Origin of the sequence: Methylobacterium sp. (assembly GCF_019745455.1) — a bacterium.
GTDB lineage: Bacteria > Pseudomonadota > Alphaproteobacteria > Rhizobiales > Beijerinckiaceae > Methylobacterium.
In genome coordinates, this window is the sequence record NZ_JAIETD010000034.1 from 57,396 (window position 1) to 71,952 (window position 14,557).

Below are 14,557 nucleotides of genomic sequence, written 5' to 3' on the forward strand. Positions count from 1 at the left end.
TCGTAGGCCGCAGCGTCGCCTAGGCGTCGCATCTGATGCGCCCGTGGTTCGGGCGCATCCCGGCGCTTGCTAATGGCCGCTGAACGAGAAGTCGACAGCTTCCCACTCGTTGGAGGCTCAAGCCTTGACGAGCGGGACCTTCGGAACGGTGCGTACGTTGCCAGAACCGCTTGGACCGTCACCACCCTTGTCGTCCTTCTTGCGAACGACGGCTCGGGATTTGACGCGCTTATGCCGCTTGGCGGCATTTGCCACGTCCTTCTCGGGCTTAGGCGTGACGGGACCTGCCGGGAACTCGAATCCGAGCCCGTCCTTCACGCCCTCCTCCGGCACCTTCACCACAACCTTCACGGCACCGCCATCCTTGAGGCGGCCGAACAACACCTCGTCGGCGAGCGGCGTCTTGATCGTGCTCTGGATCAGGCGCGCCATGGGGCGGGCGCCCATGGCGTCGTCGTAGCCATGCTCGACCAGCCAATCGCGGGCCTCGTCGGAGAGCTCGATGGTGACGTTGCGGTCGGCGAGCTGCGCCTCGAGCTGGAGGACGAACTTGTCGACCACCTTGGCGACGACTTCCTTCGGCAGGTGACCGAACGAGATGATTGCATCGAGCCGGTTGCGGAATTCCGGCGCGAACAGCTTGTTGATCGCCTCGACGTCGTCGCCGGTGCGCTTCGTCTGCGTGAAGCCGTAGGCCGAGCGAGCCATGTCGGCGGCGCCGGCATTCGACGTCATGATGATGATGACGTTGCGGAAATCGACCTGCTTGCCGTTGTGGTCGGTGAGCTTGCCGTGATCCATGACCTGCAACAGGATGTTGAACAGGTCCGGGTGCGCCTTCTCGATCTCGTCGAGCAGCAGCACGCAATGCGGATGCTGGTCGATGCCGTCGGTGAGGAGACCGCCCTGGTCGAAGCCGACATAGCCGGGCGGCGCGCCGATGAGGCGGCTGACCGTATGGCGCTCCATGTATTCCGACATGTCGAAGCGGATCATCTCGACGCCGAGTGAGGCTGCGAGCTGCTTGGCCGCTTCGGTCTTGCCGACACCGGTGGGGCCGGCGAACAGGTAGGAGCCGATCGGCTTGTCGGGATCGCGCAGGCCGGCACGGGCGAGCTTGATCGCGGAGGTCAGCGCCTCGATCGCATTGGACTGGCCGTAGACCACCCGCCCGAGGTTCTCGGTCAGGTTCTTGAGAACCACGGCGTCGTCCTTCGAGACGGTTTTGGGCGGGATGCGGGCCATCGTGGCGATGGTCGCCTCGATCTCCTTGACGCCGATGGTGCGCTTACGGCGCGCCTCCGGCAACAGCATCTGCGAAGCCCCGGTCTCATCGATGACGTCGATCGCCTTGTCGGGCAGCTTGCGGTCGTTGATGTAGCGCGCCGAAAGCTCCACCGCGGCCTTCACCGCATCGGTCGTGTACTTGAGCTTGTGGAACTCCTCGAAATACGGCTTGAGCCCCTTCACGATCTCGATCGCATCGGGGATCGATGGCTCCTTGACGTCGATCTTCTGGAAGCGGCGCACCAGGGCGCGGTCCTTCTCGAAGTACTGGCGGTACTCCTTGTAGGTCGTCGAGCCGATGCAGCGCAGGCTTCCGTTCGCGAGCGCAGGCTTCAGGAGGTTCGAGGCGTCCATCGCACCGCCCGAGGTGGCGCCGGCACCGATCACCGTGTGGATCTCGTCGATGAAGAGCACCGCGTTGGGGTGCGCCTCGATCTCCTTCATCACCTGCTTGAGGCGTTCCTCGAAGTCGCCGCGATAGCGGGTGCCGGCGAGCAGCGTGCCCATATCGAGGGAGAACACCGTCGCGTCCGCGAGCACCTCCGGCACTTCGCCGTGGATGATCTTGCGGGCGAGGCCCTCGGCGATGGCGGTCTTGCCGACGCCGGGGTCGCCGACCAGCAGCGGGTTGTTCTTCTGGCGCCGGCACAGGATCTGGATCGTGCGCGATACCTCAGTCTCGCGGCCGATCAGCGGATCGACCTTGCCGTCGCGGGCCTTCTTGTTGAGGTTGATGCAATAGGCGTCGAGAGCATCGCCCTTCTTCTTGGTTCGCTCGCCCTCCTCTCCGCTCGGCCGCTCGGCCGCGGATTCTTCCTCGGCGCCGCGCACCGGCTTCGGCTCGGAAGCGCCGGGGCGCTTGGCGATGCCGTGGCTGATGTAGTTGACCGCGTCGTAGCGGGTCATGTCCTGCTCCTGCAGGAAGTAGGCGGCATGGCTCTCGCGCTCGGCGAAGATCGCCACGAGCACGTTCGCTCCCGTCACCTCCTCGCGACCGGAGGATTGCACATGGATCACCGCGCGCTGGATCACGCGCTGGAACCCCGCCGTCGGCTTGGCGTCCTGACGGCCGTCGCCGATCAGGTTGGAGAGTTCGGTATCGACATATTCGACGAGGCTGCGCTTCAGCGTGTCGACCTCGACATTGCAGGCCCGCATGACGGCGGCGGCGTCCTGGTCGTCCACGAGGGCGAGCAGGAGGTGCTCCAGCGTCGCATATTCGTGCCGGCGCTCGCCGGCGAGCGCCAGGGCGCGGTGGAGAGCTTGTTCTAGGCTGCGAGAGAAGCTGGGCAAAGCGGGGCCTCTGTGTGGGGTGCCTATTTCTTTTCCATGACGCACTGGAGAGGATGTTGGTGTTTGCGTGCGAAGTCCATGACCTGCGTCACCTTGGTCTCCGCGACCTCGTAGGTGAAGACCCCGCACTCACCCACGCCATTGTGATGCACGTGCATCATGATCTGGTAGGCGTCTTCCTGAGACTTGTTGAAGAACTTCTCGACGACGTGGACGACGAACTCCATCGGTGTGTAGTCGTCGTTCAGCAGCAGCACGCGGTAGAGGCTCGGCCGCTTGGTGCGTGTCTTGGTGCGAGTGATGATCGCGGTGCCGGAGCGGCCGTCATCGCCGCCTCCGGGCTCGCGTGGATCGGCGGCCGTGATCGGCGCAGGCACGCGACTCGCCACGGGGCAATGTGTCATCGCCCCGCCCTGGATCAGGACGTGAAACATCTGAATCGAATCGACCCTGTCTGGCGGCATGCTGCTCGTGAAGCTGCTGGTCCGCGGGTCGCGCCGGCGAGGCGCGCTCGCATCGACGTCAATCTATATACCGTTGGCAGGCTGCGCCAGTCGCCTGCGCTTACTTGTCCGGATGAAGACATGTCGGTCGGGTCCCGGACGGGACGTACCCTGCATCATCTTCCGCTCCGATTCCTCGGCACCGTGTCCGAGACCCGGGTCCGGCGGGGCGGCCTCCGTGGATGCCGCACCCGCCGAAGTGAGCATCGCCGAGTTGGGCTTCGCTGAGGCGAATCCTCCCCGCGGGGCGAGGAGGGACCGTAACCTTCAGGCCGTAGCGGCGGCCTTGCCGGGGATCATGCCCTCGAAGGGCTTCATCATGTCCTTGGCGAGGCCCTGATAGAGTTCCGCCATCGTCTTGGCCTGGGCCATGGAACGCTCGTAGGCGCTTTTCAGATAGGCGGTCTGAATCTCCATGGCCGCCTGGGGTGTCGGGGCCTTGGCCAGGGCCTGCATCGCGGCGGTGCCGGCGCCCATCGAGTCCTTGGCATAATCCACCCATTCGATCCCCATCGTCTGGGCCGTTTTGGACACGGTACCGACGCTCTTGAGCATCATGTCCATGCCGCCCTGGCTCATGTCGCGGACCTTGTCGATGGTGATCTGGTCAAAGGGTTTCATCATCATGGCATCGCCGTGCCCTGCGGGCACGCCCCTGAAGCGGGACGGGTTCGTCCGAGCCCGCAACGATCCTGGATGGTTCGCCCGGCGTCCGACAATGTGCAATGCAGCATTATCGGTCAAGTCCTATGGTGCGATGCAATATATGACGACACTTCAGTGCATCGCATTAACCCGCCCGTAACCGCATCCTCCTAGCCTGATTGACAGATGTTGCGGGGATACGGCGGCAAAAGCCGCCGACTCCGCCCTTCAGGTGCGTTGCCGGCCGGCTCCCATGCCGTCCGGACCGAGGACAGTGTGCGGTGATGCGTAGCGTTCCAGGCCGGCCCCTCTCGTCGCGTGCATTGCCGGCCCTTCTGGCCGCCACTGCTCTGATCGCCGCAGCAACGGTTCCGGCCGACGCAAAGCGGGGTCGCCATCATCGCCCATCAGGCGGCTATAACCCGCCCTACGCCGCAATGGTCGTCGACGTGAAGACGGGACGGACCCTGCACGCGGTGAACGAGGACGCACTCCGGCACCCGGCCTCGATCACCAAGGTGATGACGCTCTACATGCTGTTCGAGCAGCTCGAGCGCGGCCGCTACACGCTGGAATCGCCGCTCACCGTCTCTGCCTACGCCGCAGCCCGCTCGCCCTCGAAACTCGGTTTCCGTCCCGGCGGGACCATCGACGTCGAGGACGCCATCAAGGCGATCGTGACGAAATCCGCCAACGACGTCGCCTGCGCCATCGGCGAAAATATCGCCGGCTCGGAAGAGCGGTTCGCCGAGATGATGACCCGCAAGGTCAAGTCGCTCGGCATGAGCCGGACCAATTTCGTCAACGCCTCGGGACTGCCGGATTCCGATCAGATCACCACGGCGCGGGACCTCTCCATCCTCGCTCGCGCGATCCAGGACCGGTTCCCGCGCTACTATCGCTACTTCCAGACCAGATCCTTCGCCTTCCGCGGCCGCACCATCGGCAATCACAACCGGCTGCTCGGGACCGTCGAGGGCGTCGACGGTATCAAGACCGGCTACACCCGCGATTCCGGCTTCAACCTGATGACGGCCGCCAAGCTCGACGACCGCCAGATCGTCGCGATCGTGCTCGGCGGCAAATCCGGCGCGAGCCGCGACCGGATCATGGCCGATCTCGTCCGTTCGACCCTACCGCGAGCCTATGCGGGCAACAGGCAGACGGCACCGATCGTCGACGTCGCCGAGCGCGCACGGCCGGCGGTGATCGCCGACGGCGCTTCGCGCACCCGCACCCAGGTCGCCGCGGCGGATGACGACGAGGACGTCGCCACCACGGCTTCGACCAGCGGCGAGCCGCTCGACATCAGCCCGTACCGGACCACGACGCCAGGCAGTGCCGGCCAGAGGGCTCGTTCCGCGCTTCCGGGCACTGCCCAGGCCTATGCTTCGGCGCCGACCCAGCCCGCCTTCCCGAATTCGGGGAAGGTCGAGGCCAGGCTCGCCTCCGTCGATGCTCCCTCGCGCGGCGATCGTACGGATGTGAAATCACCTCCCCTGCCGCGCGTCACGCCGACCGCCTGGGTGATCCAGCTCGGCGCGATGGACGACGAGGACAAGGCGAAGTCGATGCTCAGCTCCGCGCGCGCCCGAAGCGGCAGCGCCCTCTCCAAGGCCGCTCCCTATACGGTCAAGGTCGAGCATGGCGGCGCCACCCTGTATCGTGCGCGGTTCTCGGGCTTTGCCGAGCAGGACTCGGCGCAGGATGCCTGCGCCGCCCTCAAGCGCAACGGCTTCAACTGCTTCGCCACCCGGAGTTGATCCGGACGGCCTCAACCCCTCCCTGGAGGGTGCTAGACGTGCGGACGCTTCGAGTGCGCCCGTCCGAGAGTGTAGTCTTGTCCTTCCTGGCAACGCGCGTGGAGTATCAGCGATGTCGGTTCGTCAGCCTGTCCCGGGCCGCGTTGATGCGCGCAGCCCCCGCGACGGTTCCGCCCTGGTCGGGATGGGACCGCTTCATCAGCGTGCGGTGAGCCGTGCGGACCTCGTCCAGGGTCGCCCCGCGCTCAAGCCCCAGGATCTCATAGGCCTCCTGCTCCGTCATCGCCCCTGGGTCCGGCGAGCGGCGCGCCCGCGGGTCGGGATCGCGCTCAGCGTCTACACGCCAGCCGGGCTCCCGGCCGTCGAGATACGCCTCTAGGAGGCTCGCGCTTGCCGGGTCACGGAGCCGGCACGCGGACATCAGGGCGATAAGGGTCGCGTGCGAAAGGGCCGACAAGGTCCGGCCCGAATCCGGCCCGGCCATGACCGTGCCGTCAGCGATACGGCCGTCCGCCCCGAAGATCGGACGGATCACGCCCGACGCAGGCGCTCGGCGGAAGCGGCCTCGCCAATCCCTGACACGAAGCCCCAGCTTGGCGGCGCCATCGAGGCCCCAGACCCCGCCCAAGCCGAAAAGCAGTGCGAGGTCGAGGCGACCACGCAACAGGAACAGGATCGCGATGCCCAGCGCCCCATAGGCCGCCCAGCGCGCAAAAACCTTCGCGCGGCGCGCAGGAGCGAGGCGCATCAAGCTGCCGCCCCACCACCAGAGTGCGAGGAGTGCGAAGGCGCCGAGCAGCAGGGTCATGGATCGCTCAATCCTCTCGCGGTCCGGTCCCGGCCGATCTCGACGAGGATGTTGCCGACGCTTCGCGGCTCGGCAAGGGTTGCCTCCGCATCAGTCAGAGACGCGCTTGCGCGACGTCCGCCGTCGTAACCCGGACGCGCCGGGTACGGCCCCCCCGCTCGATCATGAGCTCGACGGGCGCGTCGAGGCCGGCCGCTTCGAGGGCGGCGGTCAGGTCGGCGAGCCGATGCACGGGCTTTCCACCGGCCCCGACGACAATGTCGCCGATCTCGCCGGTCTGCATGTCGACACCGCGCAGACCCGCCGCCGCGGCCGGCGATCCGGGCAGGACGCGCAGGATCACGACCCCATCAATCCCGAGCCGGGCCGCGGTCGCCTCCTGGCCGGCAATGATACCGATGCCGGGATTGCGGGTCCGGCCGTTGCGGATGAGTTCGGGCACGACACGGTTGACCACGTCGACCGGAATGGCGAAGCCGATGCCTGCGCTCGCGCCTGAGGGCGAGAAGATCGCCGTATTGACGCCGATGAGCCGGCCCGCGGAATCCAGGAGTGGGCCGCCGGAATTGCCCGGATTGATCGCCGCGTCGGTCTGGATCACTCCCGAGAGCTCCCTTCCCTCCCCGGTCGGCAAGCGACGCTGGAGAGCGCTGACAACGCCGGTCGTCAACGTATGGTCGAGGCCGAATGGGTTGCCGATGGCGAAGGTCGATTGCCCGACCTTGAGATCCGCCGAGGTGCCGATCGCAAGCGGCGGCGGCACCGAACCGGCGCGGCCGAGGCGCAGGACGGCAAGATCGTAGTTCTGGGCCGTGCCGACGACGCTCGCTGGGACGACCTCACCGGAGGAGAGGCGCACGGAGATCGACCCACCACGCTGGGTGGCACCCGCAACGACGTGGTTGTTGGTCACCACGTGCCCGGCCGCATCCCAGACGAAGCCGGTGCCGGTCTGCTGCCCGCTGCCTTGCCCTCCGCCATCTTGCGGATCGGGTTCCATCAGCGCCCGGCCCTGAGCCGCCGATTGCGCAAAGACGTGAACGACCGAAGGGCTCGCACGGGCGAAGAGTGCGACGGTAGAGTTCTCGGCAGGAGCGAGATCGCCGCGCGCCAAGATCGCACGAGGCTGATCAGCCGAGTACAGGATCGCAGTCACGTAAGGCTGTAGGACGAACAGGGCGAGGAGGACGAGGGCCAGCGTCCAAACCACCCGCGCGAACCGATCCGGCAAAGCTCACCTCCTGACCCGGTCACGCCTTGTGGTTTTGTGGCCACGCTTCGTTAACTGGTCGTTCACCGCGATTCCGTCAACTAGGGGACGATCGGGGAGCAAACGTCGTGCGGCCGCGCACCGTGCCTCAAGGTCAGATGAGGTAACGAATTGGACACGGCTTCCAATCATTCTTGTATCGAACGGATGAGAGGTATGGTGAGACGGTGATTTCGGTTTCGTGATTAATTCATGATGAACGAGACCATGGACAAAGTGGTCTGGCTGACGACGGTTCTTCACGGATCGGCCAAAATTGATCGCGAAATCGCCTCACAGATGCTTCCATCGCATTTCATACAAGCCTCGCGAAGCCGAGGCCGTTTCTTCACGAATTAGGCTCGCCAGCGGCGGCGCACCCGTACCAACAAGGACCCAAGACCATGGAAACCGAAGCTCTCGAACGCCCGGCGGACCTGACGATCTGGCGCACCGCGCCGGCCGCCTCCCCCGTCGCGCACCCGGCCCGCTTCGACACCCTGCGCGAGGCCATCGAGGCCGCAGCCGGCGCTCTCGCCGACCCGGCCAAGCAGCCCTGGATCATCACCGAAGAGGGTGAGATCCTCTCCCCGAACTGGATCCGCACCTACCTGAACTGACCGCCGGCTCCGCCGTCGCCCAGCGGGTGCGCTCCGAATCGCGCATCATGGATTTCCGCTCGCCGCCCCGCCCCCGAGAGGTCCCGCCCGAGGAACCGATCGTCGAGGGTCACGGGCGGCGATTGCATGTTTGATCGGGCATTCTCGTCGGATCAGCCCAGCAGACCCGCGCGGCGCGCCCCGGCTGTTCGACGAAATCAGGCGAAGATGTCGAGCAGCTTGCCCTGCCCCTCCGGTGCCGCAGCCCTCTGGGTCTCGACGCCCTGCTGAACCAGTTGAGCGACAGCCTTCTCGCTATCGGCCTGCTGCCGCAGGGCGGCAGTCTGAAAAGATCCGCGCAGGGACGAGGCCTGGCTTGAGACGACGGACCTGGCGAGGTCGGCGACGGAATCGCTCACGGAGCATTCTCCTCGGTTCGCTGTCACCGTACAGTCGGAGACATTGCCGATTGCTCAACGGGATGGCGAGAAGTGACTCGATCGGGGCGGTTTGCGCCGCACCGTCGCATGTCGAGAGACGGCATTTCAGAAGGGTGAAAGACGAGGAGCGAGGCACGAACTCGGTGCCCCACCCGCAGCAACGGAGCGGCCCGGCGCGTCACGCCAGACGCGGATCGGAAGGCAAGCGCCCGGCGCTGATGGGAGTAGCCCCCCGTTCGCCCTTGCTTATAATGCTCAGCAACAATCCGCCGCACGAGCACGCATCCATGACGTCCCGCATTCCCGATTTCGCGACGCTCGCCTACGCGGCGGAGGCTGTTCAAGCGGCTCCTCCGCCGGTGGGCGAGCCCTGGATGACGCCAGAAGGCATTTCGGTGAAGGGCCATTACGGACCAGCGGACCGCGAAGGCATTCCCTTCCTTCACACCTATCCGGGGGTGGCGCCCTACCTGCGCGGCCCCTACCCGACCATGTACGTCACCCAGCCCTGGACGATCCGGCAATATGCCGGGTTTTCCACGGCCGAGGACTCCAACGCGTTCTACCGCCGCAACCTCGCCGCCGGGCAGAAGGGCCTGTCGGTCGCCTTCGATCTCGCGACCCACCGCGGCTACGATTCCGATCATCCGCGGGTTTCGGGCGATGTCGGCATGGCCGGTGTCGCGATCGACTCGATCTACGACATGCGCACATTGTTCTCCGGCATCCCGCTCGACGAGATGACGGTGTCGATGACGATGAACGGCGCCGTGCTGCCGATCCTCGCGCTCTACATCGTGGCCGCCGAGGAGCAGGGCGTGCCGCCGGAGAAGCTCGCGGGCACGATCCAGAACGACATCCTCAAGGAGTTCATGGTCCGGAACACCTACATCTACCCGCCCAAGGGTTCGATGCGGATCATCGGCGATATCTTCGCCTACACGTCGAAGAACATGCCGAAGTTCAACTCGATTTCGATTTCCGGCTACCACATGCAGGAAGCGGGAGCCACGAATGACCTGGAACTTGCCTACACGCTTGCCGACGGCGTCGAATACATCAAGGCAGGCCTAGGAGCCGGCCTTACCATCGATCAGTTCGCGCCGCGCCTGTCCTTTTTCTGGGCGATTTCGACGAACTTCTTCATGGAGATTGCCAAGATGCGGGCTGCCCGCCTGATCTGGGCGGGCCTCGTCAAGGAATTCGGGCCGAAATCAGACAAGTCGCTGCCGCTGCGCACGCATTCCCAGACAAGCGGCTGGTCGCTGACGGCACAGGACGTATTCAACAACGTCACCCGTACATGTATCGAGGCGATGGCAGCGACGCAGGGCGGCACCCAGTCGCTCCACACCAACGCCCTCGACGAGGCGCTGGCGCTGCCCACCGATTTCTCTGCTCGGATCGCCCGCAACACCCAGCTTTTCCTTCAGCAGGAGAGCGGCACGACCCGCATTGTCGATCCGTGGGGTGGCTCCTACTACGTCGAGAAGCTGACGCAGGATATCGTGGGCCGCGCCTGGGAGCATATTCGCGAAGTCAACGAACTCGGCGGAATGGCGAAGGCGATCGAGGCCGGCATCCCGAAGCTCCGGATCGAGGAGGCGGCCGCTCGCGCGCAGGCCCGGATCGATTCCGGACGCCAGACCATCGTCGGCGTCAACAAGTTCAAGCCCGACGACGACCGCGCCGTCGAACTATTGCGGATCGACAACGGCAACGTTCGCACCCTGCAGATCGACAAGCTCAAGCGTCTGCGGGCCGAGCGCGACCAGGCCGACGTCGATGCGGCGTTGGCAGCGCTCACCAAGGCCGCAGACGGCGAAGGCAACCTTCTGGAACTCGCCGTCGACGCGGCGCGGGCCAAGGCGACGGTGGGCGAGATCTCAGAAGCGCTGGAGAAGGCCTGGGGCCGGCATCGCGCCGAGATCCGGTCGATCTCCGGCGTCTACAAGCGGGAGGTGGGTGGCATGTCGCCGGCAGTGGAGACGGTCCGCAAGCTCGTGGAGGCCTTCGAGGAGGCCGACGGGCGGCGCCCGCGCATCCTGGTTGCCAAGATGGGTCAGGATGGTCACGACCGTGGCCAGAAGGTGATCGCCTCGGCCTTCGCCGACCTTGGCTTCGACGTCGATATCGGGCCTCTCTTCGCCACCCCGGCCGAGGCGGCTCGGCAGGCCGTGGAGAACGACGTCCACATCGTCGGCGTCTCGTCGCTCGCAGCAGGACACCTGACCCTGGTACCGGAGCTCAAGGCGGCATTGGACGAGGCAGGGCGAGGCGACGTGATGATCGTCATCGGCGGCGTCATCCCGCCGGGCGACTACGCGGCCCTCCATGCTGCCGGAGCGTCGGCGATTTTCCCGCCGGGCACCGTGATCGCTGAAGCCGCCATCAAGCTCGTGGAGGAGCTCAACGATCGTCTTGGCTACAGCGCAAGGCAAGCGGCCGAGTAGGAAGCGCCCCAACGATCGCCTGGAAATCGGCAGCGGCGGCGGCGCCAGGGTGTCCGGCACGGTCAGAGCGCTCGGCCTTCAGCAGGTTCACCGGAATGATCGTCGTAAGACTTTCGCTGAGTTGCGAGATCCGAGTAGACGGGCAGCGATACGTCGAAGGAAGTTAGAGTGATGACACAGTCGCCTCAGATGCAGATCCTCCCCGTGATCCTGTGCGGTGGTTCGGGAACGCGCCTGTGGCCGGCCTCGCGCGACAGCATGCCCAAGCAGTTCTCGATGCTGGTTGATCCCAAAGCGTCGACCTTTCAGGAGACGGTCCGCCGTGTCGCCGATTCTGCCGTCTTCGGGCGCCCGACCGTGATCGCGTCGAGCGACGCACGCTTCATCGTCGCCGAGCAGCTCTCTCAGATGGAAACCACCGCCGACATTCTGCTCGAGCCCGAGCGCCGCGACTCCGCCGCGGCCGTCGCGATTGCTGCGCTGCATGCGGCCAGGGTCGCGCCAGAGGCCGTGGTACTCATCATGGCCGCCGACCACGTCATCGGCGATGCTGAAGCCTTCGCCGCCGCCGCGAGCGAAGCGGCACTGGGCGCGCGCGCCGGGCACATCATGACCCTCGGCATCGAGCCGACGCGGCCGGCAACCGATTACGGCTATATCCGGCGAGGCCACCCACTCGACGGATCGACGCGCGCCTGCGCGGTCGAGCGCTTCGTCGAGAAACCGGATGCGGCCGGCGCTGAAGCCCTCATCGCTGAGGGTGCCCTTTGGAACTCGGGATATTTCCTGTTCCGCGCCGACGTCATGATCGAGGAACTGCGTCGGTACGAGCCGGAGATTCTGGACGCCGCCGAGGCGGCGTTGAGCCAAGCCGTCAGGGACCTCGACTTTATTCGCCTTGACCAAGCCGCCTTCGCCCGTGCGCCCAAGACCTCCATCGACTACGCAGTCATGGAGCGCACGACCAAGGCGGGCGTCCTGCCGGTTTCCTTCCCCTGGTCCGATGTCGGGACCTGGGATGCGGTCTGGGGTGTCCTCGACAAGGACGAGGACGGCAACGCCGTGCGCGGGCGCGTCGAGTTGCTCAACACCAGCGGCAGCCTCGTCCACAGTGAGGGCGAGCACCTGACCACCGTCGTCGGCCTCGACGACGTCGTGGTTGTGACGACGCCCGATGCCGTGCTCGTCACTTCCAAGGCACGTTCCGGACAGGTGAAGGACCTTGTGACGGCTCTGCGCGCGAAGGCTCATCCCGAGGCCGACGCCCATCGGCGGATGTACCGGCCCTGGGGCTGGTACCAGCGGATCGATATCGGTGAGCGCTTCCAGGTGAAGCGGATCATGGTCACGCCGGGTGGCAGGCTGTCGCTGCAGAAGCACTTCCACCGGGCCGAGCATTGGGTCGTGGTGCGCGGTACCGCAGAGGTGACCCTCGACGAGACGGTGTCGCTCGTCCACGAGAACGAGGCGATCTACCTGCCGATCGGGTCGATGCATCGTCTGACCAATCCGGGGAAGATCCCGCTCGAACTGATCGAGGTCCAAGTCGGCAGCTATACCGGTGAGGATGACATTATCCGGGTGGAAGATATCTACGGGCGGTGAGGATCGCTCACGCCGCGGCTGCGCGTTCCGTCCGGCCGCGATAGGACAGCGCCTCCGCGAGATGGATCCTTCGCACCCTTGCCTCGCCATCAAGGTCGGCGAGGGTCCGAGCCACCCGAATAACACGATGGAAGCCTCGGGCCGAGAGCCGCATCGCCTCGGCGGCGTCGCGGATCAGCTTGGCACCTTCTGAATCCAGGGCTGCGACGGCCTCGATGATCGTGGCCGGGCATGTGGCGTTGGTGACGACGCCCTCCAGACCAAGGGCTGAGAAGCGTTCCGTCTGGCGAGCGCGAGCGGCCGCGACCCGGGCGGCGCATTCCGCCGAGCCTTCGGCCGGCGACGGCAGGATAAGATCGGCGGCGGTGACCGCGCCGACCTCAATGCGCAGGTCGATCCGATCGAGGAGCGGTCCCGAGATGCGGGCCCCGTACTGCGCGACGCAACGCTCGTTGGGACCGCGGCGGCAAGCGTAGCCCGGCTCCAGGGCCTGACCGCAGCGGCACGGATTCATCGCGGCAATGAGCTGGAAGCGGGCCGGATACGTGACCCTATGGTTCGCGCGCGCAATCATGACCTCCCCGGTCTCCATCGGCTGACGCAGAGAATCGAGTACCTGCGCCGAGAACTCTGGAAACTCATCGAGGAACAGCACGCCGCCATGGGCCAACGACGCTTCGCCGGGGCGGGCGTTGATGCCGCCGCCGACCAGAGCCGCCATGGAGGCCGAATGGTGCGGCTGCCGGAAGGGTCGCCGGTTCGAAAGCGCGCCGCCCTTGAGTTCACCCGCCACCGACTGGATCATCGAGACTTCGAGGAGTTCGCGCGGGCCGAGCGGCGGCAGGATCGAGGGCAGTCGCGCCGCGAGCATCGACTTTCCGGCACCAGGCGGTCCGTTGAAAAGGAGATTATGGCCGCCACCCGCCGCGATCTCCAGTGCGCGCTTGGCGCCTTCCTGGCCCTTGATGTCGCGCAGGTCTGGAAGCGGACCGGACGAGGCAGCCACGGCGGGCTCGGGCCGCGCCATCACTTGGCTTCCCTTGAAGTGGTTGGCGAGCTGGATCAGCGAGCGCGGCGCGAGAACATCCATATCGCCACCTGCCCAGGCTGCCTCAGGCCCAGTGGCCGCCGGGCAGATCAATCCGAGCCCGCGCGCGCTTGCCGCCACGGCAGCTGGCAGGACGCCGGATACCGGCGTGATCGTACCGTCCAACGCCAATTCTCCGAGGACGCAGTATCCAGCCAGCGCATCTGCCGGGATCGCGCCGATGGCCGCCATCACGGCCAGAGCGATCGGCAGGTCGTAATGCGAGCCTTCCTTGGGAAGATCCGCCGGGGCGAGGTTCACGGTGATGCGCTTGGCCGGGAGCGCCAGTCCGGAAGCGATGAGCGCGGAGCGCACCCGCTCGCGCGATTCGGCCACCGCCTTGTCCGCAAGCCCGACCACCATGAAGACGACCGCGCCGTTCGCGATCTGCACCTGCACATCCACGGCCCGCGCCTCGATTCCCTCGAAGGCGACGGTGGCGACGCGCGTGACCATGCTGGTTGTTGACCCCTCGACCCCAATTCAAGCCTAGGGCGCAGTTCCGCGCCAGACAACTGGGGCGTGCGTCGTCGAGCGATTTGGCGGTGGAACCGGCTGCAGCCGACAGCCGTTCGACCGGTGTTACCGAACGGCACCAAGAATAGGAGTTCCCATGTCGATTCAAAACAGCGGCGTTGCCGCCCTCGCCCTCGTCATCGCCATGACCGGCGCAATGACAGGTGCAGCTCTCGCGGACCGTGCGCCGACGCCGGAGGAACTCACCAAGATCGAAGCCGTCCTGAAGCAGGAAGGTTTCACCAAGTGGAAGAAGATCGAGGTCGAATCCGACGAGGTCGAGGTCGACGACGCGATTGACGCAAACGG

12 protein-coding genes are annotated in these 14,557 nt (G+C 66.0%); 5 read left to right on the top strand and 7 right to left on the bottom strand.

Annotated features, from left to right (window positions below; translation table 11 throughout):
- Positions 1-117: 117 nt before the first annotated feature.
- From clpA to K2Y56_RS08540, 3 genes are all read right to left on the bottom strand, one after another.
- Complete coding sequence (gene clpA, locus K2Y56_RS08530) at positions 118-2,580, bottom strand: ATP-dependent Clp protease ATP-binding subunit ClpA (RefSeq protein WP_292506945.1); 2,463 nt, start codon at positions 2,578-2,580, stop codon at positions 118-120.
- Positions 2,581-2,603: 23 nt separating this feature from the next.
- Positions 2,604-2,984, bottom strand: coding sequence for an ATP-dependent Clp protease adapter ClpS (gene clpS, locus K2Y56_RS08535; protein ID WP_292506959.1), 381 nt, complete (start codon positions 2,982-2,984; stop codon positions 2,604-2,606).
- A 366-nt stretch (positions 2,985-3,350) separates the two neighbouring features.
- On the bottom strand, positions 3,351-3,707 hold the full coding sequence (locus K2Y56_RS08540) for a phasin family protein (protein WP_292506946.1): 357 nt from the start codon (positions 3,705-3,707) through the stop codon (positions 3,351-3,353).
- Positions 3,708-4,012: 305 nt separating this feature from the next.
- On the opposite strand from K2Y56_RS08540, the gene K2Y56_RS08545 reads away from it, so the two are divergent.
- Positions 4,013-5,491 (top strand): SPOR domain-containing protein, encoded by a 1,479-nt coding sequence (locus tag K2Y56_RS08545; protein ID WP_292506947.1) that lies wholly within the window; start codon positions 4,013-4,015, stop codon positions 5,489-5,491.
- A 106-nt stretch (positions 5,492-5,597) separates the two neighbouring features.
- Here the strand turns inward: K2Y56_RS08545 and K2Y56_RS08550 are convergent, their stop codons facing one another.
- Positions 5,598-6,299 (bottom strand): DnaJ domain-containing protein, encoded by a 702-nt coding sequence (locus K2Y56_RS08550; protein ID WP_292506948.1) that lies wholly within the window; start codon positions 6,297-6,299, stop codon positions 5,598-5,600.
- A 94-nt stretch (positions 6,300-6,393) separates the two neighbouring features.
- Entirely contained in the window at positions 6,394-7,530 is a 1,137-nt protein-coding gene (locus K2Y56_RS08555) for a trypsin-like peptidase domain-containing protein (protein ID WP_292506949.1), read from the bottom strand.
- A 422-nt stretch (positions 7,531-7,952) separates the two neighbouring features.
- Here K2Y56_RS08555 and K2Y56_RS08560 point away from each other — a divergent pair, with 422 nt between their 5' ends.
- Entirely contained in the window at positions 7,953-8,168 is a 216-nt protein-coding gene (locus K2Y56_RS08560) for a hypothetical protein (RefSeq protein ID WP_292506950.1), read from the top strand.
- A 197-nt stretch (positions 8,169-8,365) separates the two neighbouring features.
- Here K2Y56_RS08560 and K2Y56_RS08565 read toward each other — a convergent pair whose 3' ends face one another.
- Positions 8,366-8,566 (bottom strand): hypothetical protein, encoded by a 201-nt coding sequence (locus K2Y56_RS08565; RefSeq protein ID WP_292506951.1) that lies wholly within the window; start codon positions 8,564-8,566, stop codon positions 8,366-8,368.
- A gap of 308 nt (positions 8,567-8,874) precedes the next feature.
- Here K2Y56_RS08565 and scpA point away from each other — a divergent pair, with 308 nt between their 5' ends.
- Positions 8,875-11,040 (top strand): methylmalonyl-CoA mutase, encoded by a 2,166-nt coding sequence (scpA, locus tag K2Y56_RS08570; protein ID WP_292506952.1) that lies wholly within the window; start codon positions 8,875-8,877, stop codon positions 11,038-11,040.
- A gap of 171 nt (positions 11,041-11,211) precedes the next feature.
- On the top strand, positions 11,212-12,645 hold the full coding sequence (locus tag K2Y56_RS08575) for a mannose-1-phosphate guanylyltransferase/mannose-6-phosphate isomerase (RefSeq protein WP_292506953.1): 1,434 nt from the start codon (positions 11,212-11,214) through the stop codon (positions 12,643-12,645).
- Positions 12,646-12,652: 7 nt separating this feature from the next.
- Here the strand turns inward: K2Y56_RS08575 and K2Y56_RS08580 are convergent, their stop codons facing one another.
- Complete coding sequence (locus K2Y56_RS08580; protein WP_292506954.1) at positions 12,653-14,188, bottom strand: YifB family Mg chelatase-like AAA ATPase; 1,536 nt, start codon at positions 14,186-14,188, stop codon at positions 12,653-12,655.
- A gap of 157 nt (positions 14,189-14,345) precedes the next feature.
- Here K2Y56_RS08580 and K2Y56_RS08585 point away from each other — a divergent pair.
- A partial coding sequence (locus K2Y56_RS08585; protein WP_292506955.1) for a PepSY domain-containing protein occupies positions 14,346-14,557 on the top strand: 212 nt, incomplete at its 3' end.

Excerpts from the sequence above, each read along its gene's own strand:
- clpS (WP_292506959.1), bottom strand. The coding sequence starts at position 2,984 with ATGACACATTGCCCCGTGGCGAGTCGCGTGCCTGCGCCGATCACGGCC.
- K2Y56_RS08545 (WP_292506947.1), top strand. The coding sequence starts at position 4,013 with ATGCGTAGCGTTCCAGGCCGGCCCCTCTCGTCGCGTGCATTGCCGGCC.
- K2Y56_RS08550 (WP_292506948.1), bottom strand. The coding sequence starts at position 6,299 with ATGACCCTGCTGCTCGGCGCCTTCGCACTCCTCGCACTCTGGTGGTGG.
- K2Y56_RS08540 (WP_292506946.1), bottom strand. The coding sequence starts at position 3,707 with ATGATGAAACCCTTTGACCAGATCACCATCGACAAGGTCCGCGACATG.
- scpA (WP_292506952.1), top strand. The coding sequence starts at position 8,875 with ATGACGTCCCGCATTCCCGATTTCGCGACGCTCGCCTACGCGGCGGAG.
- K2Y56_RS08560 (WP_292506950.1), top strand. The coding sequence starts at position 7,953 with ATGGAAACCGAAGCTCTCGAACGCCCGGCGGACCTGACGATCTGGCGC.
- K2Y56_RS08575 (WP_292506953.1), top strand. The coding sequence starts at position 11,212 with ATGACACAGTCGCCTCAGATGCAGATCCTCCCCGTGATCCTGTGCGGT.
- K2Y56_RS08580 (WP_292506954.1), bottom strand. The coding sequence starts at position 14,188 with ATGGTCACGCGCGTCGCCACCGTCGCCTTCGAGGGAATCGAGGCGCGG.